Genomic DNA, 26525 nt, shown 5'->3' on the forward strand with positions numbered 1-26525 from the left:
GATGCCCCAGGTGGATCCCGAGCTGTTCGATCGCGGTCAGTTCCAGGCGGAACTGGCCCTCAAGTCAAGCCCCGTCGCGGCGTTCAAGAAAGCCATCCGCCGCGCCGGCGAGGTGCTTGACCAGCGTTTCCGCAAAGGCCGCGATATCCGCCGCCTGATCGAGGACCGCGCCTGGTTCGTCGATAACATCCTGCAACAGGCCTGGAACCACTTCGATTGGAGCGACGAAGCCGATATCGCCCTGGTCGCGGTGGGTGGCTACGGTCGTGGCGAGCTGCATCCGCATTCGGACATCGACCTGCTGATCCTGCTGGACCACGCCGACCATGAGATTTTTCGCGACTCGATCGAGCGTTTTCTTACGCTTTTGTGGGACATCGGCCTGGAAGTGGGCCAAAGCGTCCGTTCGGTGGAGGAATGCGCCGAACAGGCCCGCGCCGATCTCACGGTGATCACCAACCTGATGGAAAGCCGCACCATCGCCGGCCCCGAGCGCCTGCGCCAGCGCATGCTGGAGGTCACCAGCACCGCGCATATGTGGCCGAGCAAGGAGTTTTTCCTGGCCAAGCGCGCCGAGCAGAAGGCCCGCCACCACAAGTACAACGACACCGAATACAACCTGGAACCCAACGTAAAGGGTTCCCCTGGCGGCCTGCGCGACATCCAGACCGTGCTCTGGGTCGCCCGGCGCCAGTTCGGTACCCTCAACCTGCACGCCCTGGCGGGCGAAGGCTTCCTGCTGGAAGACGAGAACAAGCTGCTGGCGTCGTCCCAGGAATTCCTCTGGAAAGTCCGCTATGCCCTGCACATGCTAGCCGGGCGCGCCGAAGACCGCCTGCTGTTCGACCACCAGCGCAGCATCGCCGCCCTGCTCGGCTTCGTGGATGAAAACCCGAAGCGCGCCATCGAGCAGTTCATGCAGCAGTATTACCGGGTGGTCATGAGCATCGCCGAGCTCAGCGACCTGATCATCCAGCATTTCGAGGAAGTCATCCTCGCCGACGACAGCAGCGCCAGCACCCAGCCGTTGAATGCGCGCTTCCAGTTGCATGATGGCTATATCGAGGCGGTACGCCCGAACGTGTTCAAGCGCACACCGTTCGCCATGCTGGAGATCTTCGTGCTGATGGCCCAGCACCCGGAAATCAAGGGCGTGCGTGCCGACACCATCCGCCTGCTGCGGGAAAACCGTCACCTGATCGACGACAGGTTCCGCAACGACATCCGCAATACCAGCCTGTTCATCGAGCTGTTCAAGTGCGAGATCGGAATCCACCGCAACCTGCGAAGGATGAACCGCTACGGCATCCTCGGCCGCTACCTGCCGGAGTTCGGCCTGATCGTCGGGCAGATGCAGCATGACCTGTTCCACATCTATACGGTGGACGCCCACACCCTCAACCTGATCAAGCACCTGCGCAAGCTGCAGTACACGCCGGTGTCGGAAAAATTCCCGCTGGCCAGCAAGCTCATGGGCCGCCTGCCCAAGCCGGAGCTGATCTACATGGCCGGGCTCTACCATGACATCGGCAAGGGCCGCCAGGGCGACCACTCCGATCTGGGCGCGGTGGACGCCCGGGCCTTCTGCGAGCGCCATCAATTGCCGGCGTGGGACAGCCGCCTGATCGTCTGGCTGGTGCAAAACCACCTGGTGATGTCGACCACCGCCCAGCGCAAGGACCTTTCCGACCCGCAGGTGATCCACGACTTCGCCCAGCATGTCGGCAACCAGGTCAATCTCGACTACCTCTATGTGCTGACCGTCGCCGATATCAATGCGACCAACCCCAGCCTGTGGAACTCCTGGCGCGCCAGCCTGCTGCGCCAGCTCTACACCGAGACCAAGCGCGCCCTGCGCCGCGGCCTGGAAAACCCGCTGGACCGCGAGGAGCAGATCCGCCAGACGCAAAGCGCGGCGCTGGACATCCTGGTTCGCGAAGGCAACGACCAGGACGACGTCGAACAACTCTGGTCGCAACTGGGCGACGACTATTTCCTGCGTCACACCGCCGCCGACGTGGCCTGGCACTCCGACGCGATTCTCCAGCAGCCGGCCGACAGCGGCCCGCTGGTGCTGATCAAGGAAACCACCCAACGCGAGTTCGAGGGCGGTACGCAGATCTTCATCTACGCCCCGGACCAGCACGACTTCTTCGCCGTGACCGTGGCCGCCATGGACCAGTTGAACCTCAACATCCACGATGCGCGGATCATCACCTCGAGCAGCCAGTTCACCCTCGACACCTATATCGTGCTGGACAACGACGGCGGCTCGATCGGCAACAACCCGCAGCGGGTCAAGCAGATCCGCGACGGCTTGAGCGATGCCCTGCGCAACCCGGACGACTACCCGAGCATCATCCATCGCCGGGTACCACGCCAGCTCAAGCACTTCGCCTTCCCGCCGCAGGTCACCATCCTCAACGACGCCCAGCGCCCGGTGACCATCCTCGAACTGATCGCTCCCGACCGCCCGGGCCTGCTGGCGCGTATCGGCAAGATCTTCCTGGACTTCGACCTGTCGCTGCAGAACGCCAAGATCGCCACCCTCGGCGAGCGCGTGGAAGACGTGTTCTTCATTACCGATGCCGACAACCAGCCACTTTCCGACCCACAACTGTGCAGCCGCCTGCAGGACGCCATCGTCGAGCAGTTGCGGGTCGACCAGGCCAGCGGAACCGAATCCTTTCGCCTGACCATTTGATGCCTTGACGAGACCTTGCGCCGATGAACAACGCTTTGAACCAGCTTCAGCCCTACCCGTTCGAGAAGCTCCGCGCCCTGCTGGGCGGCGTTACCCCTGCGGCGGACAAGCGCGCCATCGCCCTGTCGATCGGCGAGCCGAAGCACACCTCGCCGGCCTTCGTGGCCAAGGCGCTGGCCGACAACCTCGACCAGATGGCCGTCTACCCGACCACCCTCGGCCTGCCGGCCCTGCGCGAGTCCATCGCCCACTGGTGCGAACGGCGTTTCGGCGTGCCGGCCGGCTGGCTGGACGCCGCGCGCCATGTGCTGCCGGTCAACGGCACCCGCGAGGCGTTGTTCTCCTTCACCCAGGCAGTGGTCAACCGCAGCGATGACGGCCTGATCATCAGCCCGAACCCGTTCTACCAGATCTACGAAGGCGCGGCGCTGCTGGCCGGGGCCAAGCCGCATTACCTGGCCTGCCTCGACCGCAACGGCTTCAACCCGGACTTCGACGCGGTGCCGGCGGACGTCTGGCAGCGCTGCCAGATCCTCTTCCTGTGCTCGCCGGGCAACCCGACCGGCGCACTTGTGCCACTGGAAACCCTGAAGAAGCTGATCGCCCTGGCCGACCAGTACGACTTCGTCATCGCTGCCGACGAATGCTACAGCGAACTGTACTTCGACGAACAAAGCCCGCCACCAGGCCTGCTTACCGCCTGCGCCGAACTGGGCCGCAGCGACTTCAAGCGCTGCGTGGTGTTCCACAGCCTGTCCAAGCGCTCCAACCTGCCAGGCCTGCGCTCCGGCTTCGTCGCCGGCGACGCCGAGATCCTCAAGGGTTTCCTGCTGTACCGCACCTACCACGGCTGCGCGATGCCGGTGCAGACCCAACTGGCGAGCATCGCCGCCTGGAACGACGAAGCCCACGTGCGCGACAACCGCGACCTATACCGCGAGAAGTTCGACGCCGTGCTGGAAATCCTCGGCCCGGTGCTGGACGTGCAAAAGCCGGACGGCGGCTTCTATTTGTGGGCCAAGGTTCCGGGCAACGACGACGCGGCGTTCTGCCGTGGCCTGTTCGAGCAACAGCATGTAACCGTGGTGCCGGGTTCCTACCTGTCCCGTGAAGTCGACGGCGTCAATCCGGGCGCTGGCCGGGTGCGCATGGCGCTCGTTGCCCCGCTGGCCGAGTGCGTCGAGGCAGCCAAACGGATTCGGGCGTTTATCGAAGGCTGATCGCTTTTTCGCAACCGCTGCGGTTCGGCAGCCCGACAAGCCAGCTCTCACAGGGTTTTGCAGTGACCCGGTCCCTGTGGGAGCTGGCTTGCCAGCGATGAGGCCTTCAGCAACAACGAAGATCTCACTTCACCTGCCCAAGATTGGCCTCGCTCATATCCAGCTCGCCCAGCACCTTGCGCACCACGTCATCGCCGACCTCGTGATGCCGGTGCATGCGGTACAGCTCAAGCCGCTGCGCCCGCAGCGCGCGCAGGCGCAGGCGGCGTTCGAGCTGGTCCATCTGCTCGGCCAGGGACCGTGCCTCGGCGCTGTCGTTGTAGGCGTCCAGTTGCTGGCGGTATTCGGCCATCAGGCGGGCCTTGAGCTCTGCCGCCAATGCCGCCTGCGAGGCATCCTGGGCGGCGCCCGGTTCGGCGGTTTCCTCCGCTTCGAGCGCGTGGATCGCGGCAACCGCGGTTCGCCGCCAGGTTTCGTCGGCCTCCTGTTGCAAGGCGTCGTCCGGACTTTTCTCGACGCCGCGAAGCAACAACGGCAGCGCAATGCAGGCGGCAACCAGCGACAGCAGGATCACCCCGGCCGCAATGAAGATCAGCAGATCCCGTTCCGGGAAGCCGGTGCCAGCACTGATCAGCAAAGGCACCGACATGACGCCCGCCAGGGTCACCGCCCCCCTCACACCGCCGATGGTCAGCAACCAGCAGGAGCGCGCGTCCGGCAGCAGCACCAGCTCCGATTTGCCACGCCAGCGCCGCACCACGCCAATCAGGCGCCAGATGCTCTGCACCCAGACGAAACGCAGGACCACCAGCACGGCGAAGATCGCCACCACATCCAGGCAGCGCCAGGCCAGGGTCGGCCACAACGAAGCCTCGTGACTGGTCACCGCCTTGATGATGTCCGGCAGTTGCAGGCCCAGCAGCAGGAAGATCAGACCGTTGAAAGCGAACTCCAGCAACGACCAGACACTGCGGTTGAGCAGGCGCGTGCTGGTCTGGCGCGGCAGCAGGTCGAGCCAGCTCTGCATCATCCCTGCCGCCACCGCCGAGAGGATCCCGGAAGCGCCAAGACGTTCGGCCAGCACATAGGCGGCGAACGGCAGCAACAGCATGAACACCACATGGGTGGCCGGATCATCCCAGCTGCGGGCGATCATCCAGGCGCGCAGGCGCCCTACCAGCCAGCTCAGGGCCACGCCGATGGCCAGGCCGCCGAGGGCGACAAGGACGAAGGTCAGGCTGGCTTCGGTGAGGGAGAATACCCCGGTGATCGCAGCGGCCAGGGCGAACTTGAAGGTCACCAGGCCAGAGGCGTCGTTCATCAGGGCCTCGCCCTGGAGCATATGCATCAACGGCGTGGGCAGGCGGTCCTGGGCGATCGCCGACACCGCCACCGCGTCGGTCGGCGAGAGCACGGCGGCCAGGGCGAACGCCACCGGCAGCGGGATGCTCGGGATGATCCAATGAATGAAGTAGCCGGCCCCGACCACGGTGAACAGCACCAGGCCCACCGCCAGGGTCAGGATCGGTCCGCGCAAGCGCCAGAGCTCGCGCTTGGGCATGCGCCAGCCGTCGGAGAACAAGAGCGGCGGCAGGAACAGGAAAAGAAACAGTTCCGGATCCAGCGCCACGTGCAGGCCGAGCGTCGGCCAGGCCAGCAACGCCCCCGCCCCGATCTGTACCAGCGGCAGGGGCAACGGAATCATCCGTCCCACCAGCTTGGACACGCTGACCAGCATCAGCAGGATAAGGACGGTATAGGCTGACTGCATGTAACGCGTTTCCTGTTCGATTCAAAAGCTTGCTTGCCCGGGCTGGACAGGCGCCGGGCATTGGACACATATAGTAACGAGCCGTGCCACCGACAAGCCGCTGAACCTAAGTCGCAGGTCGCCGGGCAATATGTAACACCATGCTACACAACAGGAATATCCAGAACGCCCTGCCATGATCCGCAGCGTGATTACCAGGAAGGCCCCGATGAGCACAGCAACGAGCAACGATGCAGTAAAGACCGATAGCCCAGATCGCGCCCTGCTGGTGATCGATATCCAGAACGACTTCACACCCGGCGGCGCTCTCGAAGTGCCTCGTGGCGACGAGATCGTGCCGCTGGTCAACCAGATCGCCGCAGGTTTCCGCAATGTGGTCCAGGCACAGGACTGGCACCCGGCCGGACATGTGTCCTTCGCCTCCAGCCATCCAGGCAAGCAGCCCTTCGACATCATCGAGCTGCCCTATGGTCCACAGGTCCTGTGGCCGGACCACTGCATCCAGGGCAGCCACGGCGCCGAATTCCACCCCGGCGTGGACCTGCCCCACACCCAACTGATCGTGCGCAAGGGCGGCAATCCGCTGGTGGACAGCTACTCTGCCTTCTACGAAGCCGACCAGCAGACCACCACCGGCCTCGCCGGCTACCTGCGGGAAAAGGCGATCAAGTCCGTCTATGTCGTGGGCCTGGCCCTGGACTTCTGCGTGGCCTGGACCGCCCTCCACGCGCGCCGCGAAGGCTTCGCCACCTATGTAGTGCTCGATGCCTGCCGGGCCATCGACAACGACGGTTCGCTGGAAAACGCCATGAACGAGATGCACCAGGCCGGGGTGGTGTTCATCGAATCCCGACAGTTACTCGGCGATGCCTGAAACTCGTCGGTCAGAAGCCGGCGCCACAGCCGTGGCGCCGTGCCGTTCGATCCCGCATAATCCCGCCCACCCCACTTTTCGAGGAGTTGCGGGGTCGCCCCGGGCAAGCCCGGCGCCCCTTTGAGTTCAATGGCTTACATTCTCTACGGCATCAAGGCCTGTGACACGATGAAGAAGGCGCGTACCTGGCTCGAAGAAAAAGCCATCGGCTACGACTTCCACGACTACAAGACCCAGGGTATCGACCGCGACAGCCTGAACCGCTGGTGCGACGAGCACGGTTGGGAAAAGATCCTCAACCGCGCCGGCACCACCTTCCGCAAGCTCGATGACGCGCAGAAGGCCGACCTCGACCAGGCCAGGGCCGTCGAGCTGATGCTGGCCCAGCCGTCGATGATCAAGCGGCCGGTCCTCGACCTTGGCGGCAAGACCCTGGTGGGTTTCAAACCGGACCTGTACGCGGCCGCCCTGCCGTGAGCCGCCCGCTTTCAATCAATTTCAGTACGAGGTAACCGCATGTCCAATTCCCTGTTCAGCCTGGCCTTCGGTGTCGGCACCCAGAACCGCCAGGGCGCCTGGCTGGAAGTCTTCTACGCACTGCCCCTGCTCGATCCGTCCGCCGAACTGGTCGCTGCGGTCAGCCCGCTGCTGGGCTATGAAGGCGGCAACCAGGCGATCGCCTTCAGCCCGGCCCAGGCCGGTCAACTGGCCGACGCGGTGAAGTCGATCGACCCACTGCAGGCCGCCCTGCTGACCCGCCTGGCGGAAAGCAGCAAGCCGCTGGTCGCCACCCTGCTGGCCGAGGACGCCACCCTCAGCTCGACCCCGGAAGCCTACCTGAAGCTGCACCTGCTCTCGCACCGCCTGGTCAAGCCGCATGGCCTGAGCCTGGCCGGCATCTTCCCGCTGCTGCCGAACGTGGCCTGGACCAGCCAGGGCGCCATCGACCTGGCCGAACTGGCCGAAGCGCAACTGGAAGCACGCCTGAAGGGCGAGCTGCTGGAAGTGTTCTCCGTCGACAAGTTCCCGAAGATGACCGACTACGTGGTACCGAGCGGCGTGCGCATCGCCGACAGTGCCCGCGTACGCCTGGGCGCCTACATCGGCGAAGGCACCACGATCATGCACGAAGGCTTCGTCAACTTTAACGCCGGCACCGAAGGCCCGGGCATGATCGAAGGCCGCGTCTCCGCGGGCGTCTTCGTCGGCAAGGGCTCGGACCTGGGCGGCGGCTGCTCGACCATGGGCACCCTGTCCGGCGGCGGCAACATCATCATCAAGGTCGGCGAAGGCTGCCTGATCGGCGCCAACGCCGGTATCGGCATCCCGCTGGGCGACCGCAATACCGTGGAAGCCGGCCTCTACATCACCGCCGGCACCAAGGTGCAACTGCTCGACGAGCAGAACCAGCTGGTGAAAGTGGTCAAGGCCCGCGACCTGGCCGGCCAGACCGACCTGCTGTTCCGCCGCAACTCGGTGACCGGCGCAGTGGAATGCAAGGCCCACAAGTCGGCGATCGAGCTGAACGAAGCGCTGCACGCCCACAACTAAGTGGTACGATCGGGTCTGGCCATTCGCCAGACCCGATACCCAGGCCCTACGAACATGTTCCAACCCTCTTCCTGGCGCGCGGACTTTCCCGCCATCGCCAACCTGCAACGCCAGCACCAGACCTACCTGGACAGCGCGGCGACCACGCAGAAACCCCAGGCCCTGCTCGATGCCCTGAGCCATTACTACGTGCATGGCGCAGCCAACGTGCACCGCGCCCAGCATTTGCCCGGTGCATTGGCGACCCAGGCCTTCGAAGCCAGCCGCGACAAGGTCGGCGCCTGGTTGAATGCCGGGGCCGGCAGCCAGATCGTCTTCACTCACGGCGCCACTTCTGCGCTGAACCTGCTCGCCTATGGGCTGGAACACCGCTTCGAAGCGGGTGAAGAGATTGCCGTCAGCGCCCTCGAGCACCACGCCAACCTGCTGCCCTGGCAACAACTGGCCAGGCGTCGTGGCCTCAAGCTGGTAATCCTGCCCCTGGCGGACAACGGCCAGATCGACCTTGACGCCGCCTTGCAGTTGATAGGCCCCAGGACCCGGGTGCTGGCGGTCAGCCAGCTATCCAACGTGCTGGGCACATGGCAACCACTGCAACCCCTGCTCAACCACGCCCGCGCCCAAGGCGCGATTACCGTGGTCGATGGCGCCCAGGGCATCGTCCACGGTCGCCACGACGTCAGTCAGCTGGGCTGCGACTTCTACGTGTTTTCCAGCCACAAGCTCTACGGCCCGGATGGCCTGGGGGTTCTCTACGGGCGCAACGACGCCCTGGCGAAGCTGCGCCACTGGCAGTTCGGCGGCGAAATGGTGCAACTGGCCGGTTACCAGGACTCCAGCTTCCGCCCAGCCCCGCTGGGCTTCGAAGCCGGCACCCCGCCGATCGCCAGCGTGATAGGTCTGGGTGCGACCCTCGACTACCTGGCCAGCCTCGATGCCACTGCCGTGGCCGAGCATGAAGCGGCCCTGCACCGTCATCTGCTGCGCGGCCTCAACGACCGTGAAGGTGTGCGCATCCTCGGCGCCCCGCAAGCGGCCCTGGCCAGTTTCGTGGTGGAAGGCGTGCACAATGCCGACCTGTCCCACCTGCTGACCGAGCAGGGTATCGCCGTGCGCGCCGGTCATCACTGCGCCATGCCGCTGGTCAACAGCCTTGGCCTGGACGGCGCGATACGCGTGTCGCTGGCGCTGTACAACGATTCGGACGACCTGCAGCACTTCTTCAGCGCCCTGGACCAGGCGCTGGAGCTGCTGCGATGAGCTTGCCGCCGGATGCCCGGGAAGCCCTCGACAGCTTCGCTGCCGCCGCTGGCTGGGAACAGCGCGCCCGCTTGCTGATGCAGTGGGGCGAGCGCCTGGCACCGTTGACGGACGAAGAGAAATCGGACGACAACCGTGTCCATGGTTGCGAAAGCCAGGTCTGGCTGGTGGCCCGTCAGGACGACGGGCACTGGCGCTTCGCAGCGGCCAGCGACGCACGCCTGATTCGCGGCCTGCTGGCCTTGCTGCTGGTGCGGGTCGAGGGTCTGTCCAGCGCCGAGCTGCGGCAATTGGACCTGCCGGGCTGGTTCAGGCAACTGGGCCTCGACCGCCAGCTTTCCCCTTCGCGCAGCAACGGCCTGAACGCCGTGCTGCAACGCATGGCTCAGCTGGCTTCGGGCGCCTGAGCCGCCTTGCGCTCGGACGGCCGCCGTGCGCCGGCCACCAGCTTGTCCACCGCCTTGCTCGCCGCGACCATGCCAAAGGTCGCGGTAACCATCATCACCGCGCCAAAGCCTCCGGCGCAGTCCAGCCGGGTGCCTTCGCCCACGAAACCCTTGTCCAGGCACACGCTGCCATCTGGCTGCGGGTAGCGCAGTTGCTCGGTGGAGAACACCACCGGCACGCCGTAGCTGCGGCTCTGGTTGCGCGAGAAGTTGTAGTCGCGACGCAGGGTCGAGCGCACCCGTGAGGCCAGCGGATCGTTGTAGGTGCGGTTGAGGTCGGCAACCTGGACCTGCGTCGGGTCGATCTGTCCGCCAGCGCCACCGGTGCTGATGATGGTGATCTTGCGCCGCTTGCACCAGGCGATCAGCGCCGCCTTGGACATCACGCTGTCGATGCAGTCGATGACGCAATCGATCCCTTCGGTGATGTATTCGGCCATGGTCTCGCGGGTGACGAAGTCGCTCACTGCATGCACCCGGCAGGCCGGGTTGATGGCGCGCAGGCGCTCGGCGGTGACCTCTACCTTGGCCTTGCCCACGTTGCCTTCCAGGGCATGGGCCTGGCGGTTGGTATTGCTGACGCAGACATCGTCCAGGTCGAACAGGGAGATCTCGCCCACCCCGCTGCGCGCCAGGGCTTCGGCCGCCCACGAGCCGACGCCGCCGATGCCGACCACCGCCACATGGGCATCGCGCAAGCGTTGCAGGCCATCGAGGCCGTACAGCCGGGCGATGCCGGCGAACCGTGGATCTTCGTTGCTCATGAGGCACACCCCGCAAAAAACCGGCGCGCATTATAGGCCCCTGCGATGGCAATGACAGCGCCTTCGGACAGCCCGTGCATTGGCATGAGGGAGGGCAATGCTGCTTTAATGTCCGCCGGAATGTCCTACGCTGCAAAAAGTCTTGGACGACACTAACGGGCTTGAGAACTTAGCCTTCTGAAGAAAATCCAATGGCTGCCCGGTCGAAATTCCCACAAGAACTGACCCGACGCTGCCCTGGATCCGCGCTTCCCGCGCCGGCCCGTTCCACTCTCCGGAACCAGAACTACTTATGTCATCGCGTAAATTTGGTATCAACCTGGTGATCGTCATGGCGATCGCCGCGCTATTCACCGGGTTCTGGGCGTTGATCAACCGCCCGGTATCCGCGCCGAACTGGCCGGAACAGATCTCCGGTTTCTCCTATTCGCCGTTCCGTCTTGGTGAAAGCCCGCAAAAGGGCCAATACCCCACCGAGGCGGAGATGCGCGAAGACCTCGAGCAAATGAGCAAGCTGACCGACAGCATCCGGATCTACACCGTCGAAGGCACCCAGGCGGAGATTCCGCGCCTGGCCGAGGAATTCGGCCTGCGGGTGACGCTGGGCGTGTGGATCAGCCCCGACCAGGAGCGCAACGAGCGGGAAATCCAGAAGGCCATCGAACTGGCCAATACCACCCGCAGCGTGGTGCGGGTGATGGTGGGCAACGAAGCGCTGTTCCGCGAGGAGATCACGCCCGAGGAACTGATCAAGTACCTGGACCGGGTGCGCGCTGCGGTGAAGGTGCCGGTGACCACCTCCGAGCAGTGGCACATCTGGAAGGAGCACCCGGAGCTGGCCAAGCACGTGGACCTGATCGCCGCGCACATCCTGCCGTACTGGGAATTCATCCCGATGAAGGACGCCGGGCAGTTCGTCCTCGACCGCGCCCGCGACCTGAAACATCTGTTCCCGCGCAAGCCGCTGCTGCTGTCCGAGGTCGGCTGGCCGAGCAACGGGCGCATGCGCGGCGGCGCCGACGCGACCCAGGCAGACCAGGCCATCTACCTGCGTACCCTGGTCAACAAGCTCAACCGCCAGGGCTACAACTACTTCGTCATCGAAGCCTACGACCAGCCGTGGAAAGCCAGTGACGAAGGCTCGGTGGGCGCCTACTGGGGCGTGTTCAACGCCGCCCGCCAGCAGAAATTCAACTTCGAAGGGCCGGTGGTGGCGATCCCGCAATGGCGGGTGCTGGCGGTGGGCTCGGTGGTCCTTGCCCTGCTCTCCCTGACCCTGCTGCTGATCGACGGCTCGGCCCTGCGCCAGCGCGGCCGCACCTTCCTGACCTTCATCGCGTTCCTATGTGGATCGGTGCTGGTGTGGATCGGCTATGACTACAGCCAGCAATACAGCACCTGGTTCAGCCTGACCGTAGGCTTCCTCCTCGCCCTAGGAGCGCTGGGGGTCTTCATCGTCCTGCTGACCGAAGCCCACGAACTGGCCGAGGCGGTCTGGACCCACAAGCGCCGCCGCGAATTCCTCCCGGTGCATGCCGACGAAGCCTACAGGCCGAAGGTCTCGGTGCATGTGCCGTGCTACAACGAGCCGCCGGAGATGGTCAAGCAGACGCTGAATGCCCTGGCCGCGCTGGATTATCCGGACTACGAAGTCCTGATCATCGACAACAACACCAAGGATCCGGCCGTCTGGGAGCCGATCAAGGCCCACTGCGAGCTGCTCGGCGAACGCTTCAAGTTCTTCCACGTCTCGCCGCTGGCCGGTTTCAAGGGCGGTGCGCTGAATTACCTGATCCCGCATACCGCGCCGGACGCCGAGGTGATCGCGGTAATCGACTCGGACTACTGCGTCGACCGCAACTGGCTCAAGCACATGGTCCCGCACTTCGCCGATCCGAAGATCGCCGTGGTGCAATCGCCGCAGGACTATCGCGACCAGAACGAAAGTACCTTCAAGAAGCTCTGCTATTCGGAATACAAGGGCTTCTTCCATATCGGCATGGTCACCCGCAACGACCGCGACGCGATCATCCAGCACGGCACCATGACCATGACCCGCCGCTCGGTCCTGGAAGAACTGGGCTGGGCCGACTGGTGCATCTGCGAGGACGCCGAGCTGGGCCTGCGCGTGTTCGAAAAAGGTTATTCGGCCGCCTATGCCCACAACAGCTATGGCAAGGGACTGATGCCGGACACCTTCATCGACTTCAAGAAACAGCGGTTCCGCTGGGCCTATGGCGCCATCCAGATCATCAAGCGCCACGCCGCCGCGTTGCTGCGCGGCAAGGACACCGAGCTGACCCGCGGCCAGCGCTACCACTTCCTGGCCGGCTGGCTGCCCTGGATCGCCGACGGCATGAATATCTTCTTCACCATCGGCGCGCTGCTCTGGTCGGCGGCGATGATCATCGTCCCGCAACGGGTCGATCCGCCGCTGCTGATCTTCGCCATTCCGCCGCTGGCACTGTTCGTGTTCAAGGTGGGCAAGATCGTGTTCCTCTACCGCCGTGCGGTCGGGGTCAACCTCAAGGACGCCTTCGCCGCAGCGCTGGCCGGGCTGGCGTTGTCCCACACCATCGCCAAGGCGGTGCTGTACGGGTTCTTCACCAGCAGCATTCCGTTCTTCCGCACGCCGAAGAATGCCGACAGCCATGGTTTGCTGGTGGCCCTCTCCGAGGCGCGCGAAGAGCTGTTCATCATGCTCTTGCTATGGGGCGCGGCCGCCGGGATCTACCTGGTCCAGGGCCTGCCGAGCAATGACATGCGCTTCTGGGTGGCGATGCTGCTGGTGCAGTCGCTGCCGTATGTCGCGGCGCTGGTGATGGCAATGCTGTCATCACTGCCCAAGCCGGCCGAGGCCGTGGAGCCTGCACAAGCCTCCTGATTCACCCCCTTCCCCCTGTGGGAGCGGGTTCACCCGCGATTACGGTGTTGAATTCACCGACGCAATCGCGGGTAAACCCGCTCCCACAGGGTCAGCGGTGCTCCTGCCAGCGCGCTTTTGCTATAAGATAACGCCCCAAAATCGTACCCCTGCCTTGCACCCGGAGTCCTTCATGACGGCCCCCGCCGAACTCTCGCCTACCCTCGAACTGGCCTGCGACCTGATCCGCCGGCCCTCGGTGACCCCGCTCGACTTCGATTGCCAGAAACAGATGATGCAGCGCCTGGGCGACGCGGGTTTCACCCTCGAGCCGATGCGCATCGAGGACGTGGACAACTTCTGGGCCACCCACGGTACCCAGGAGGGCCCGGTGCTGTGCTTCGCCGGCCATACCGACGTGGTCCCCACCGGTCCGGTGCAGGCCTGGCAGAACGATCCGTTCGAGGCGCTGATCGATGCCGACGGCATGCTGTGCGGGCGCGGCGCCGCCGACATGAAGGGCAGCCTGGCCGCGATGATCGTCGCCACCGAGCGCTTCATCGCCGACTACCCGAACCACCGCGGCAAGGTTGCCTACCTGATCACCAGCGATGAAGAAGGCCCGGCCCATCATGGCACCAAGGCCGTGGTCGAGCGCCTGCGCGAGCGTGGCGAGCGCCTGGACTGGTGCATCGTCGGCGAACCGTCGAGCACCACCCTGGTCGGCGACGTGGTCAAGAACGGCCGTCGCGGCTCCCTTGGCGCCAAGCTCACCGTGCGCGGCAAGCAAGGCCATGTGGCCTATCCGCACCTGGCCCGCAACCCGATCCACCTGGCCGCCCCGGCCCTGGCGGAACTCGCCGCCGAGCATTGGGACGAAGGCAACGCGTTCTTCCCGCCGACCAGCTTCCAGATCTCCAACCTGAACTCCGGAACCGGCGCCACCAACGTGGTCCCGGGCGAACTGACCGCGCTGTTCAACTTCCGCTTCTCCACGGAATCGACCGTCGAAGGGCTGCAGCAGCGCGTCTCGGCGATCCTCGACAAGCACCAGCTGGACTGGGACGTGGAATGGGCGCTGTCCGGCCTGCCGTTCCTCACCGAGCCGGGCGACCTGCTCGACGCCGTGTCGGCCAGCATCAAGGCGGTCACCGGGCGCGAAACCGAGGCCTCCACCAGCGGCGGAACCTCGGACGGACGCTTCATCGCCACCCTGGGAACCCAGGTGGTCGAGCTGGGTCCGGTCAACGCCACCATCCACCAGGTCAACGAGCGCATCCTCGCCAGTGATCTCGACGTACTGACCGAGATCTACTACCAGACCCTGGTCCGGTTGCTCGCCTGATGCTGACCTGTCCCCTCTGCCGCGAGCCATTGCGCGACCTCGACAACGGTGTCGGCTGCCCTGCCGGCCACCGTTTCGACCGGGCCCGCCAGGGCTACCTGAACCTGCTGCCGGTGCAGCACAAGAACAGCCGCGATCCCGGTGACAACCAGGCCATGGTCCAGGCCAGGCGCGATTTTCTCGACGCAGGCCATTACGCGCCGGTAGCCAGGCGCCTGGCCGAGCTGGCAGCCGAGCGCAATCCGGGGCGCTGGGTGGACATCGGTTGCGGCGAGGGTTACTACACCGCGCAGCTCGCCGAAGCCCTGCCGACCTCGGAAGGCTACGCGCTGGACATTTCCCGCGAGGCCGTCAAGCGAGCCTGCAAACGCAGCCCGCGCGTGACCTGGCTGGTAGCGAGCATGGCACGGGTTCCGCTGGCCGACGCCAGTTGCCAGTTCATCGCCAGCGTCTTCAGCCCGCTGGACTGGCAGGAGGCACGCCGCCTGCTCGGTCCCGGTGGCGGGCTGATGCGGGTCGGCCCGACCAGCGGCCATCTGATGGAACTGCGCCAGAAGCTTTACGACGAAGTTCGCGAATATGCCGACGACAAGCACCTGGCCCTGGTCCCGACGAATATGGCCCATGCCCACAGCGAAACCCTCGAATTCCGCCTGAGCCTGGCCAATCCCGCCGACCGCGCCAACCTGCTGGCAATGACGCCCCACGGCTGGCGCGCCAGCGCCGAGCGGCGCGCGGCGGTCATCGACCAGGCGGAGCCGTTCGACGTCACGGTGTCGATGCGTTACGACTATTTTGTCCTGCAGGACTGACCCCTTTCCGGAGAATCCCATGCGCCAACCCGATATCGAGATCTACCTGAAGGACGCCGACGTCGACCACAAGCAGATCACTGCCTGGCTGACCGAGGCCGTTGGTCCGTGCAGCGAATGGAAGCAAAAAGGCCAGACCTTCAAATGCACTGCCGGTGACATTCCTGTTACCTGGCTGCCCAAGGCCGTAGGAAAATGGAACAGTCTTTACCTGGAAAGTGACAACACACCGTGGGAAGACGACATAGCCTGTGCTCGCGCTGCCTTCGCCGCATTGAACGTCGAAGTACGCTGCGCACCTGGAAGCTGGGTCGAGGAAGAAGGCGAGGACGACGCCGATCGCTGGATCCGCATCAGTGCCGATGGAGAAGAGGAAATCACCTGGCGCACCAGTTGAGGGACTGCAAGCTGCAAGCCTGGCGCGGTCAGCTTGCAGCTTGTGGCTGAAACCTTACAGTCCGACCACATCCTCGGCCTGAAGGCCTTTCTGGCCTTGGGTCAGGCTGTACTCGACCTGCTGCCCTTCGAGCAGCGTGCGATGCCCTTCACCCCGAATCGCACGGTAGTGAACGAAAACGTCCGCCCCGCCTTCACGTTGAATGAAGCCATAGCCCTTGGCGTCATTGAACCACTTCACACTTCCAGTCTCACGAGACGACATCAGTAACACTCCGGATTTTTATTTTGGACTCGCCTTGTCGACGGGGGTGGGAACCCCTGCCTACGCCGCTTGCCGAATATTCCTGCAAACAGCGGACCGAGTATAAGACAGCGATAAATTATTTTTCATGACCAGGGCGGTTTTTGCTCAACTTGCGCGGATACGTCACACTTGCCCGCCTGTCTGCACGACCGTTCCATTTTCCAGAGCACACTCCACATGATCCATTCCCCCCTGCGCCGCCTGATCTTCGGCGCACTGCGCCGACTGTTGTACCTGTGGGTTCGCTCCGAGACCATCAACCAGTCCGCTTTCACCCTCAACCTGGACCGTAGCCGTCCGGTGTTCTATGCCATCCAGTCGCCGTCGCTGACCGACCTGGCCGTACTGGACAAGGAATGCACCAAAGCAGGGCTGCCGCGCCCGGTATTGCCCGTGGCCGTCGGCAGCCTGATGGAGCCCGCCGCGTTCTTCTACCTGACCCCGGAGCCGGACTGGCTCGGCCGCCAGTACAAGCGCGGTGCCCCGCCGACCCTCGGCCGGCTGGTCAGTGCGGTCAGCCAGCAGCCCGAGCAGGATGCGCAGATCATTCCGGTCAGCGTGTTCTGGGGCCAGACCCCGGCCAGCGAATCGAGCCCGTGGAAACTGCTGTTCGCCGATAGCTGGGCCGTCACCGGACGCCTGCGCCGGCTGCTGACCGTGCTGATCCTCGGGCGCAAGACCCGCGTGCAGTTCTCCGCGCCGATCCACCTGCGCGAGCTGGTCGATCACAACAAGGGCCACGAACGCACCGTACGCATGGCCCAGCGCCTGCTGCGGGTGCACTTCCGCAACCTGAAGACGGCCGTGATCGGCCCGGACATCTCCCACCGGCGCAACCTGGTCAAGGGCCTGATCCATGACCCGCTGGTGCGCCAGGCGATCCTCGACGAAGCCGAGCGCGAGAAGATCCCGGTGGCCAGGGCCGAAGCCACGGCGCTGAAGTACGGCAACGAAATCGCCTCGGATTACACCTACACCGCAATCCGCTTCCTCGAGGTGGTGCTGAGCTGGTTCTGGAACAAGATCTACGACGGTATCAAGGTCAACCATATCGAGCAGGTGCAGGGCATCGCCCCGGGTCACGAGGTGATCTACGTGCCGTGCCACCGCAGCCATATCGACTACCTGCTGCTGTCCTACCTGCTGTTCCGCAACGGCCTGACCCCGCCGCACATCGCTGCCGGGATCAACCTGAACATGCCGGTGATCGGCGGCCTGCTGCGCCGCGGCGGGGCCTTCTTCATGCGTCGCACCTTCAAGGGCAACCCGTTGTACACCGCCGTGTTCAACGAGTACCTGCACACCCTGTTCACCAAGGGCTTCCCGGTGGAGTACTTCGTCGAGGGTGGCCGTTCCCGCACAGGACGCATGCTGCAACCCAAGACCGGCATGCTGGCCATTACCCTGCGCAGCTTCCTGCGTTCGTCGCGCACGCCGATCGTCTTCGTACCGGTGTACATCGGCTACGAGCGGGTGCTGGAAGGCCGCACCTACCTTGGCGAACTGCGCGGGGCGAGCAAGAAGAAGGAATCGATCTTCGACATCTTCAAGGTACTTGGCGCGCTCAAGCAGCGGTTCGGCCAGGTCTCGGTGAACTTCGGCGAACCGATCCGCCTCAACCAGTTCCTCGACCAGCAGCAGCCCGGTTGGCGCGAACAGCAACTGGCGCCGCAATTCCGTCCGGCCTGGCTGAACGAAACCACCTCGCGCCTGGGCGAGAAAGTGGCCCGTCACCTGAACGAAGCGGCGGCGATCAACCCGGTCAACCTGGTGGCCCTGGCCCTGCTCTCTACCAGCCGCCTGGCCCTGGACGAACGGGCCCTGACCCGGGTGCTCGATCTTTACCTGGCGTTGCTGCGCCAGGTGCCCTATTCGCCCCACACCACCCTGCCGGAAGGCGACGGCCTGGCGCTGATCGGCCATGTCCGCGGCATGGACCTGCTGGCCGAACAGCGCGACGCCCTGGGCAGGATCCTCTACCTGGACGAGCAGAACGCCGTCCTGATGACCTACTACCGCAACAATGTCCTGCACATCTTCGCCCTGCCGGCGCTGCTGGCGAGCTTCTTCCAGATCAGCTCGCGGATGAGCCGCGAGCTGATCCTGCAATACGTTCGCGCGCTGTATCCGTATCTGCAATCGGAACTGTTCATCCGTTGGGAGCTGGATGAACTGGACGACGTGGTCGACCAGTGGCTGGCAGCCTTCATCGAGCAGGGCCTGCTGCGCAAGGAGAACGACGTTTACCTGCGTCCGCCACCGAGCTCGCGACAATTCGTCCTGCTGACGCTGCTGGCACGGGCCATCACCCAGACCCTGCAGCGCTTCTACATGGCCACCGCGCTGCTGCTCAACAGCGGCCAGCACAGCCTCAGCGCCGAGGAGCTGGAGGACCTGTGCGTGGTCATGGCCCAGCGCCTGTCGATCCTGCACGGCCTGAACGCCCCGGAGTTCTTCGACAAGAGCCTGTTCCGCCACTTTATCCAGACCCTGGTCGAGCAGGGCGTGCTGCGCCCGGACGAAGCCGGCAAGCTGGGCTTCCACGACAAGCTCGGCGAACTGGCCGAAGGCGCGGCCAAGCGCGTGCTGTCGGCTGAGGTGCGCCTGTCGATCCGCCAGGTGGCCCTGCACCGCGATGAAGCCAGCAGCGGCGAATAATCCCATGGCATCGCGGGAAGTCGACTACCGAAAAATCCGCTAAAGTCCTGGGTGCCGGCCGCAAGCCGGTATCCAGGATCGGAGACCCCATGAAAAAACTCTTTCTGCTGTGCTGCGCCTCGCTGGTCGCGGCCTGCTCCAGCCACGCCCCTGTCGAAAAGGCTTCGCTGCATGGCGAAGTGTTCTACCTGCAACGCATTGCCCTGCCACCGACGGCCACCCTTAATGTAGCCTTGCAGGACGTTTCCCTGGCCGACGCCCCGGCGGTCACCCTCGCCAGCCAGAACGGCCCGGTCAAGGGCCAGGTGCCACTGCCCTTCCAACTGTCCTACGACAAGGCCCAGCTCAAGCCCGGCCATCGCTACGCGGTCAGTGCGCGTATCGAGCTGGACGGCAAGCTGCTGTTCATCAACACCGAGCAGCACAGCGTCAAGCTCGACGGCAGTGATCCGCAGCCGCTGCGGATCAAGGTCGATGCGGTCCGCTGATATTCCGTATTCCCCGCTTTCTCCAATAAGGATGTCGTCATGATTCGCCGTACCCTCACCTTTACCGGCCTGTGCGCCGGCCTGTTGCTGTCCGCCAGCGCCATGGCCCTCTCCTTGAACGACCTGTCGCAGAAAGACGCCTCCGGGGGCCTCAAGGACGCCCTGAGCCAGGGCGCGCAGATTGCCGTCAAGCAACTGGGTAAGCCGGGCGGTTTCAGCAACAACCCGGACGTGCGCATCGAGTTGCCGGGCAACCTCGGCAAGGCAGCGAAAAAGCTCAAGCAGTTCGGCATGGGCGCGCAGGTCGACGAGCTGGAAACCAGCATGAACAAGGCCGCCGAAGCAGCGGTTCCGCAGGCCCAGGCACTGTTGCTGGATGCCGTGAAGAAGATGACCGTGGACGATGCCAAAGCCATTCTCGGCGGTGGTGACAATGCCGCCACCCAATACCTGAGCAAGACCAGCCGCGAGCAGATCCGCGAGAAATTCCTGCCGATCGTGAAAAGCGCGACCGACAAGGTCGGCGTGGCGCAGAAGTACAACCAGTTCGCCGGCCAGGCCGCAGCCTTTGGCGTGGTGGACGCCAAGAGCGCGAACCTGGAAGGTTATGTCACCGAGCAGGCACTCAACGGCCTGTTCGAGATGATCGGCAAACAGGAAGCCAGCATCCGCGAGAACCCGGCGGCAGCGGCAACCAGCCTGGCGAAGAAGGTCTTCGGGGCTCTGTGATCCGGGCCTGCTTTGCAGGCCATCGCCGGCAACGCCGGCTCCCACAGGATTAGCGGTGCACACGGCCTCTGTGGGAGCTGGCGTTGCCAGCGATGAGGCCGGCACTGACACAGAAAATGCCAGTGCCGGTCAGATACCTCACTCCTCTCTCTTGACCCTGAACCACGCCGCATACAACGCCGGCAGGAACAGCAGGGTCAAGGCCGTCGCCACGATCAGCCCGCCCATGATGGCCACCGCCATCGGCCCGAAGAACACGCTGCGCGACAGCGGGATCATCGCCAGCACTGCCGCCAGCGCGGTCAGCACGATGGGCCGGAAACGCCGCACCGTGGCTTCGATGATCGCTTGCCAGCGTCCCAGCCCCGCCGCGATGTCCTGCTCGATCTGGTCCACGAGGATCACCGAGTTGCGCATGATCATCCCCGACAGGGCGATGGTCCCGAGCATCGCCACGAAGCCGAACGGCTGGCGGAACACCATCAGGAACAGCACCACGCCGATCAGCCCCAGCGGCGCGGTGAGGAAGACCATGGCGGTGCGCGAGAAGCTGCGCAGTTGCAGCATCAGCAGGGTCAGCACCACCACGACGAACAGCGGCACCCCGGCGTTCACCGAGTTCTGCCCGCGGGTCGAATCCTCCACCGTGCCGCCGACCTCCAGCAGGTAACCGTCGGGCAATTCGGCCCGCACCGGCTCCAGTGTCGGCAGGATCTGCTTGACCAGGGTCGCCGGCTGGTCCTTGCCGTAGATATCGGCGCGCACGGTCACTGTCGGCAGACGGTTGCGGTGCCAGATGATGCCCTCCTCGAAGCCGTACTCCAGGGTCGCCACCTGGGACAAGGCGATGCTGCGGCCATTGTCGGTGGGTACCGACAGGCTCGACAGATGCTCCAGTTGGGTACGCTCTTCCTGGGTCCCGCGCAGGAGGATCTCGATCAGCTCGTTGTCCTCGCGGTACTGGCTGACGCTGCTGCCGGTCAGGGAGCTCTGCAGGAAGCGCGACAGCGCGGCGGTACTGACGCCCAGGGCCCGGGCGCGGTCCTGGTCGATATTCAGGTAGACCACCTTGCTCGGCTCTTCCCAGTCCAGATGGACGTTGGCCACGTGCGGGTTCTCGCGCACCCTGGCCGCCACCTTGCGGGCCAGGGCGCGGACTTCCTCGATATGCTCGCCGGTCACCCGGAACTGCACCGGGTAGCCCACCGGCGGGCCGTTTTCCAGGCGGGTGACCCGCGAACGCAGGTCGGGGAACTGTTCGTTGAGGGTTTCGATCAGCCAGGTGCGCAGGGCCTCGCGGTCCTCGATGGTTTTCGCCAGCACTACGAACTGGGCGAAGCTGGCAGCCGGCAATTGCTGGTCCAGCGGCAGGTAGAAGCGCGGCGAACCGGTGCCGACATAGGCCACGTAGCTATCGATGCCTTCGCGCTTCTTGAGCATGGCCTCCAGGCGCTTGACCTGCTCGGCGGTATTGCTCAGGGAAGCCCCCTCGGCCAGCTTCAGATCGACCATCAGCTCCAGGCGCCCGGAGGCCGGGAAGAACTGCTGCTCGACGAAACGGAAGCTCATCACGCTACCGACGAACAAGGCAATGGTCAGCACGATCACCGTCTTGCGCCTGCTCACGCACCAGCTCACCACCCGGCGCACACGCTGGTAGAACGGCGTGCCGTAAGGGTCGGTCTCGCCGTTGGTGGTGCCATGTTTCTTCGCATGCAGCCTGGCCAGGTCCGGCAGCAGGCGCTCGCCCAGGTAGGGCACGAACACGACCGCCGCGATCCACGAGGCCAGCAAGGCGATGGTCACCACCTGGAAGATCGAGCGGGTGTATTCGCCCGTGCCGGACTGCGCCGTCGCGATAGGCAGAAAACCCGCCGCCGTGATCAGGGTACCGGTGAGCATCGGGAACGCCGTGCTGGTCCAGGCGTAGCTGGCCGCCTTGAGCCGGTCGAAGCCCTGCTCCATCTTGATCGCCATCATCTCCACGGCGATGATCGCGTCGTCCACCAGCAGGCCGAGGGCCAGCACCAGGGCGCCGAGGGATATCTTGTGCAGGCCGATGCCCAGGTAATACATGGTGGCGAAGGTCATCGCCAGCACCAGCGGAATGGCCAGGGCCACCACCAGCCCGGTACGCATGCCAAGGGAGAAGAAGCTCACCAGCAGGACGATCGCCAGCGCCTCCACCAGCACCTGGACGAACTCGCCCACGCCGGTCTTCACCGCCGCCGGCTGATCGGACACCTTGCGCAACTCCATGCCGGCCGGGAGGTTGGTGGAAATCCGGGCGAATTCCGCCTCCAGGGCCTTGCCCAGCACGAGGATGTCGCCGCCGGGCTTCATCGAAACCGCCAGGCCGATGGCATCCTCGCCCATGAAGCGCATGCGCGGCGCAGGCGGATCGTTGAAGCCGCGATGGACCTGGGCCACATCGCCGATGCGGAAGGTGCGCTCACCCACGCGGATCGGGAACTGCTCGATCTGCTCGACGCTGTCGAAACGCCCGGTCACCCGCAATTGCAGGCGCTCGCTCGGGGTCTCGAAGAAGCCGGCGGTGCTCACCGCGTTCTGCTCTTCCAGCGCTTGCTGCACCGCAGCCAGCGGCAGGCCAAGGGTGGACAGCTTGGTGTTGGACAGCTCGATCCAGATTTTCTCGTCCTGCAGGCCGAGCAACTCGACCTTGCCCACGTCCTTGACCCGTTGCAGCTGGATCTGCACGCGGTCGGCGTAATCCTTGAGCACGGCGTAGTCGAATCCCTGGCCGGTCAGCGCGTAGATATTGCCGAAGGTGGTGCCGAACTCGTCGTTGAAGAACGGGCCCTGGATGCCTGGAGGCAAGGTGTGGCGGATATCCGCGACCTTCTTGCGGATCTGGTACCAGAGCTCGGGAATATCCGCCGAATGCATGGAATCCCGCGCCATGAAGGTCACCTGGGATTCGCCGGGCCGCGAGAACGACACGATCTTTTCGTACTCGCCGGTTTCCATCAGCTTCTTTTCGATGCGTTCGGTGACCTGGCGCGAGACTTCCTCGGCGCTGGCACCGGGCCACAGGGTGCGGATGACCATCGCCTTGAACGTGAAGGGGGGGTCCTCGCTCTGTCCGAGCTTGGTATAGGACAGCGCCCCGACAAGGGCGAGAAGAATCATCAGGAACAGTACGATCTGCCGATTGCGCAGGGCCCAGGCGGAAAGGTTGAAACCCATCGGGACTTACTCCTTGGCCGCCAGATTCACCGTACGATTGGACCGGTCCACCGGTCGTATCCGCTCGCCCTCATGCAGCACATGGCCACCGGCAGCCACTACCCAGTCGCTGGCGCTGAGGCCTTCGAGCACCGGAACGCTGTCCTGGCCGTAGGCGCCGACCCGCACCGGCACGCGCTGCAAGGTACTGTTGGTATCGACACGCCAGACGTAGGTCTGGCCATTCTCCGCGCTCAGCGCCGACAACGGCACCGCCAGCGGAATCTGCTCGGCATGCTGGATGAACACCCGGGCGCTCTGGCCCAGCTCGGCGGGAACCTTGCCGGTATTGAAGGCGATGCGCGCGGCGAAGGTACGCGAACGCGGATCGGCGGCCGGCGACAGCTCGCGGATACGGCCGTCGAAGCGCTGCCCAGGTTGCGACCAGAGCTCCACGGTCACCGGCTGGCCCACGCTGAAACGGCCGAAGTTCTGCTCCGGCAGGCTGATCAGCACTTCGCGCTCGCCATCGGCGGCGAGGGTGAACACGGTCTGCCCGGCGGCCACCACCTGACCGACTTCCACCTGGCGCTTGGACACGACCCCGTCCTGGGACGCGCGCAGCACCGAATAGCCGGCCTGGTTGCCGGCCACATCGAACTCGGCGCGCACCTGCTTCACCCGGGCAAGGCCGGCGCGATAGAGGTTTTCCGCGTTGTCGTACTGCGACTGGCTGACCATCTGCCGCTCCAGCAGCCTCTTGTAGCGATCGCGCTCGGCCTGCACCAGGTTCAGGTTGGCCTCGGCCGCGGCGACCTGGGCGCGGGTCGCTTCCAGTTGCAGGCGCACATCCTGCGGATCCAGTTCGGCCAGCGGCTGATCCGCCTTGACCCGCTGCCCCTCCTCCACCAGGCGCTTGCTCACCTTGCCGCCGATCCGGAACGCCAGCTCCGGCTCGAAGCGCGCGCGCACCTCGCCGGGGTAGCTGTCCACCGCGGCCGAAGCCGGCTGCGGCTGCACCACCATGGCGGGACGGATAACGGTGGGTGCCGCGGCTTCCTGCCCGCAAGCGGACAGCAGCGCGGCCAGGATGGCAGGCAGAGCGAGGGGCAAGGCATGACGCAACATGAGTGATGACCTTTCGCGAAGGGGGTGCTTCGAATATTTATACTGGCGGGTATATTAAATCAGTGGATTACAGTGGGGAAGGTGGATTTTTCGCCTTGAACAGATCAACAAATGCGCATTGTTTTACGTATTACATTGCATATACTCCACTCCATGCGTCGTGCATTCAGTGCGACCACCCTCTGTAAACATATTGAGGCAAATGCCATGAGTGCACTTCTTGACCGGGCTGAGCAGGCGGTGTCTGCTACCGCGATGGTTCGAAGCTTCAGCGCGAAATTGAAGGAAGTTACCAGCGGGAAGCACTCTCATCTGGTGATCTTCAAGGACAACGAGCCTGCCGCCGTATTGATTGGAGTGAAGTCCTATCAAGCGCTGCAGGATGAACTCGAAGACCTTCGCGCCGAACGGCTCGCCATCGATCGCCTGTCCACCCTGGACGAAGAGAAAACGGTGAGCCTCGAGGACATGGAGGCTCGCTTCAAATAGGCAGCGACCCATGAAGTGGCGTGTACGGTTTCACCCTGAAGTGGAACGGGATCTCAAGCAGTTGGGAAAGGTCGAGGCCCAGAGGGTATTGGTGGTGATCCGCGAGCGCATTGCCGAGGGAGAGCCAGACAAGATTGGCAAGCCGCTGCGCGGCGCGCTTGCCGGTTATCGACGGATCAGGACCGGGGATGTCAGGTTCGTCTACAGGATCAATGGCACCGAGATCGTGCTGGTCCTGTGCGTCGGGGCCCGCCGCGATGATGAGGTCTATAACAGCGCCACTTGGCGTATCTGATCCCGCCGCGCTCGGGCAGAAGTCCAGACTGCGCTTTGGCAGGCATCTGAGGTCGTAAAGCCAGGTTGCTATGGCAGCTGTGCGTGTGGGCGCATTCTTGCGCGCCGGGGTGCCTATGACTCGGTCTGTCAACCCACGTACAGTTGCCACCCTATTGTTTGACAGCAGGCAGGTGGTGATCCCGAGAATCATAGGAGTCACACCATGAAAAAACTCGTCCCCGATCCACCTCCCGTCCTCTGCATCCGCGCCGGGATCTCTCACGAAAAATCCATCCATCTGGCGCAGCAGCACATCGACAGCGCCATGAACATCGCCCACGAAATCGCCGCACATGCCTGCACTGACCAACAGGAGCGGATCAACGCGGCCATCCTGCAGATGCAGATCACCCGTGCCTTGCTGAAGGTCTCGGCGGCAACGCTGGAGGTGGTGGTGTAACCGCCAATCGCGACGGTTCGGCAGCCTCGCGGCCGTCGCGATTGCAGCATTTCGACAACCTGACCTGACCCCGCCTCGCCCGCGTTGTACTATTCCTCGCTTCAATCCCTGCAAAAGTGACCCATGTCCCAAGATCCCACCGTATCCAGCGGCCCAGGACGGCCCAAGGATCTGGCCAAGCGCCAGGCCATCCTCGAGGCCGCCAAGGACCTGTTCCTCGCCAATGGTTATGCCAGCACCAGCATGGATGCGGTCGCGACAGCGGCAGGTGTGTCGAAACTCACGGTCTACAGCCACTTCAATGACAAGGAAAACCTGTTCGCCGAGGCCATCATCGCCACCTGCCAGGCGCAGTTGCCGGGGCTGATCTTCGAGCTGCCCGAAGGCGTACCGCTGGAGCAGGTACTGATGAAGATCGGCCGCGGGTTCCAGGTGCTGATCAACAGCGATCATTCAGTGAAGCTGCATCGCCTGATCATCACCCAGGGGCCACAGGATCCGAAGCTGGGGCAGATGTTCTTCGAGGCGGGACCGGCACGGGTGCTGCGCGAAACCGAGGCACTGCTGAGGCTGGCGGACGAACGTGGCATGCTGCGAATTGCCAATCCGGCTTCGGCGGCAGAGCATTTTTTCTGCCTGCTCAAGGGTGGGGCGAATTTCAGGCTGCTGCTCGGGTGTGCCGGGCCGTTGGAGGCTGAAGAGGCCGAGGCCCATGTGCGGGAGGTGGTGGAGCTGTTTCTGCGGGCTTATCGCGTCTAGCCCAGGCACCGCACCCCCCTGTGGGAGCTGGCTTGCCAG

The 26525-nt window shown here is 64.4% G+C and carries 23 protein-coding genes; 18 read left to right on the forward strand and 5 right to left on the reverse strand.

Annotation, left to right across the window (positions count from 1 at the left end; genetic code table 11):
- The first annotated feature begins 1 nt into the window (after position 1).
- A complete protein-coding gene (locus ACPFMA_RS22680; protein WP_425928785.1) occupies positions 2-2704 on the forward strand; it encodes a [protein-PII] uridylyltransferase in 2703 nt (900 codons plus the stop codon).
- A gap of 23 nt (positions 2705-2727) precedes the next feature.
- On the forward strand, positions 2728-3924 hold the full coding sequence (gene dapC, locus ACPFMA_RS22685) for a succinyldiaminopimelate transaminase (RefSeq protein ID WP_064303315.1): 1197 nt from the start codon (positions 2728-2730) through the stop codon (positions 3922-3924).
- 124 nt (positions 3925-4048) lie between these two features.
- On the opposite strand, the gene ACPFMA_RS22690 is transcribed toward dapC, so the two are convergent.
- Positions 4049-5695, reverse strand: a complete 1647-nt coding sequence (locus tag ACPFMA_RS22690; protein WP_425928786.1) for a Na+/H+ antiporter — start codon at positions 5693-5695, stop codon at positions 4049-4051.
- Positions 5696-5903: 208 nt separating this feature from the next.
- Here ACPFMA_RS22690 and pncA point away from each other — a divergent pair, with 208 nt between their 5' ends.
- The 5 genes from pncA to ACPFMA_RS22715 all read left to right on the forward strand — a co-directional run bounded on the left by pncA (position 5904) and on the right by ACPFMA_RS22715 (position 9787).
- Entirely contained in the window at positions 5904-6569 is a 666-nt protein-coding gene (gene pncA, locus ACPFMA_RS22695) for a bifunctional nicotinamidase/pyrazinamidase (RefSeq protein WP_425928787.1), read from the forward strand.
- Between the two features lie 129 nt (positions 6570-6698).
- Positions 6699-7046, forward strand: a complete 348-nt coding sequence (locus tag ACPFMA_RS22700; protein ID WP_064303318.1) for an ArsC family reductase — start codon at positions 6699-6701, stop codon at positions 7044-7046.
- A 39-nt stretch (positions 7047-7085) separates the two neighbouring features.
- Positions 7086-8120 carry a 2,3,4,5-tetrahydropyridine-2,6-dicarboxylate N-succinyltransferase gene (gene dapD, locus ACPFMA_RS22705; RefSeq protein ID WP_009395279.1) on the forward strand — a complete coding sequence of 345 codons (1035 nt, stop codon included), beginning with the start codon at positions 7086-7088 and terminating at the stop codon, positions 8118-8120.
- A gap of 54 nt (positions 8121-8174) precedes the next feature.
- Positions 8175-9380: an aminotransferase class V-fold PLP-dependent enzyme gene (locus tag ACPFMA_RS22710; RefSeq protein ID WP_425928788.1), complete on the forward strand. Its 1206-nt coding sequence runs from the start codon at positions 8175-8177 to the stop codon at positions 9378-9380.
- Positions 9377-9787 (forward strand): SufE family protein, encoded by a 411-nt coding sequence (locus tag ACPFMA_RS22715; RefSeq protein WP_009395282.1) that lies wholly within the window; start codon positions 9377-9379, stop codon positions 9785-9787. Before ACPFMA_RS22710 ends, ACPFMA_RS22715 begins: the two co-directional genes overlap by 4 nt.
- On the opposite strand, the gene tcdA is transcribed toward ACPFMA_RS22715, so the two are convergent.
- Positions 9766-10590, reverse strand: a complete 825-nt coding sequence (tcdA, locus tag ACPFMA_RS22720) for a tRNA cyclic N6-threonylcarbamoyladenosine(37) synthase TcdA (RefSeq protein ID WP_420057901.1) — start codon at positions 10588-10590, stop codon at positions 9766-9768. The genes ACPFMA_RS22715 and tcdA overlap by 22 nt on opposite strands.
- A 292-nt stretch (positions 10591-10882) precedes the next feature.
- On the opposite strand from tcdA, the gene ACPFMA_RS22725 reads away from it, so the two are divergent.
- The 4 genes from ACPFMA_RS22725 to ACPFMA_RS22740 all read left to right on the forward strand — a co-directional run bounded on the left by ACPFMA_RS22725 (position 10883) and on the right by ACPFMA_RS22740 (position 16007).
- Entirely contained in the window at positions 10883-13474 is a 2592-nt protein-coding gene (locus ACPFMA_RS22725; protein ID WP_064303322.1) for a glycosyltransferase, read from the forward strand.
- 172 nt (positions 13475-13646) lie between these two features.
- On the forward strand, positions 13647-14798 hold the full coding sequence (gene dapE / locus ACPFMA_RS22730; RefSeq protein ID WP_425928789.1) for a succinyl-diaminopimelate desuccinylase: 1152 nt from the start codon (positions 13647-13649) through the stop codon (positions 14796-14798).
- Positions 14798-15610, forward strand: coding sequence for a putative RNA methyltransferase (locus ACPFMA_RS22735; RefSeq protein ID WP_064303324.1), 813 nt, complete (start codon positions 14798-14800; stop codon positions 15608-15610). The genes dapE and ACPFMA_RS22735 overlap by 1 nt, the downstream gene beginning before the upstream one ends.
- Positions 15611-15629: 19 nt before the next feature.
- The gene (locus tag ACPFMA_RS22740; RefSeq protein WP_009395289.1) at positions 15630-16007 is read left to right on the forward strand and encodes a hypothetical protein; all 378 of its coding nucleotides are present in this window, start codon (positions 15630-15632) and stop codon (positions 16005-16007) included.
- A 54-nt stretch (positions 16008-16061) separates the two neighbouring features.
- Here ACPFMA_RS22740 and ACPFMA_RS22745 read toward each other — a convergent pair whose 3' ends face one another.
- A complete protein-coding gene (locus ACPFMA_RS22745) occupies positions 16062-16271 on the reverse strand; it encodes a cold-shock protein (protein ID WP_009395290.1) in 210 nt (69 codons plus the stop codon).
- Between the two features lie 219 nt (positions 16272-16490).
- Here ACPFMA_RS22745 and plsB point away from each other — a divergent pair, with 219 nt between their 5' ends.
- From plsB to ACPFMA_RS22760, 3 genes are all read left to right on the forward strand, one after another.
- A complete protein-coding gene (gene plsB, locus ACPFMA_RS22750; RefSeq protein WP_064303325.1) occupies positions 16491-18971 on the forward strand; it encodes a glycerol-3-phosphate 1-O-acyltransferase PlsB in 2481 nt (826 codons plus the stop codon).
- 89 nt (positions 18972-19060) lie between these two features.
- Entirely contained in the window at positions 19061-19459 is a 399-nt protein-coding gene (locus ACPFMA_RS22755; protein WP_064303326.1) for a YbaY family lipoprotein, read from the forward strand.
- 39 nt (positions 19460-19498) lie between these two features.
- Positions 19499-20188: a DUF4197 domain-containing protein gene (locus tag ACPFMA_RS22760; RefSeq protein WP_420057897.1), complete on the forward strand. Its 690-nt coding sequence runs from the start codon at positions 19499-19501 to the stop codon at positions 20186-20188.
- Between the two features lie 138 nt (positions 20189-20326).
- On the opposite strand, the gene ACPFMA_RS22765 is transcribed toward ACPFMA_RS22760, so the two are convergent.
- Positions 20327-23395 carry an efflux RND transporter permease subunit gene (locus tag ACPFMA_RS22765; protein WP_064303328.1) on the reverse strand — a complete coding sequence of 1023 codons (3069 nt, stop codon included), beginning with the start codon at positions 23393-23395 and terminating at the stop codon, positions 20327-20329.
- Between the two features lie 6 nt (positions 23396-23401).
- The gene (locus ACPFMA_RS22770; protein WP_425928790.1) at positions 23402-24502 is read right to left on the reverse strand and encodes an efflux RND transporter periplasmic adaptor subunit; all 1101 of its coding nucleotides are present in this window, start codon (positions 24500-24502) and stop codon (positions 23402-23404) included.
- A gap of 255 nt (positions 24503-24757) precedes the next feature.
- On the opposite strand from ACPFMA_RS22770, the gene ACPFMA_RS22775 reads away from it, so the two are divergent.
- The 4 genes from ACPFMA_RS22775 to ACPFMA_RS22790 all read left to right on the forward strand — a co-directional run bounded on the left by ACPFMA_RS22775 (position 24758) and on the right by ACPFMA_RS22790 (position 26486).
- The gene (locus tag ACPFMA_RS22775; RefSeq protein ID WP_425930625.1) at positions 24758-24991 is read left to right on the forward strand and encodes a type II toxin-antitoxin system Phd/YefM family antitoxin; all 234 of its coding nucleotides are present in this window, start codon (positions 24758-24760) and stop codon (positions 24989-24991) included.
- 10 nt (positions 24992-25001) lie between these two features.
- The gene (locus ACPFMA_RS22780) at positions 25002-25286 is read left to right on the forward strand and encodes a type II toxin-antitoxin system RelE family toxin (protein WP_425928791.1); all 285 of its coding nucleotides are present in this window, start codon (positions 25002-25004) and stop codon (positions 25284-25286) included.
- A 204-nt stretch (positions 25287-25490) separates the two neighbouring features.
- On the forward strand, positions 25491-25727 hold the full coding sequence (locus ACPFMA_RS22785) for a hypothetical protein (RefSeq protein WP_064303330.1): 237 nt from the start codon (positions 25491-25493) through the stop codon (positions 25725-25727).
- A 123-nt stretch (positions 25728-25850) separates the two neighbouring features.
- On the forward strand, positions 25851-26486 hold the full coding sequence (locus ACPFMA_RS22790; protein WP_009403255.1) for a TetR/AcrR family transcriptional regulator: 636 nt from the start codon (positions 25851-25853) through the stop codon (positions 26484-26486).
- Positions 26487-26525: the final 39 nt, after the last annotated feature.

Source organism: Pseudomonas sp. NyZ201, assembly GCF_049860765.1.
Classification (GTDB): Bacteria; Pseudomonadota; Gammaproteobacteria; order Pseudomonadales; family Pseudomonadaceae; genus Aquipseudomonas; species Aquipseudomonas bharatica.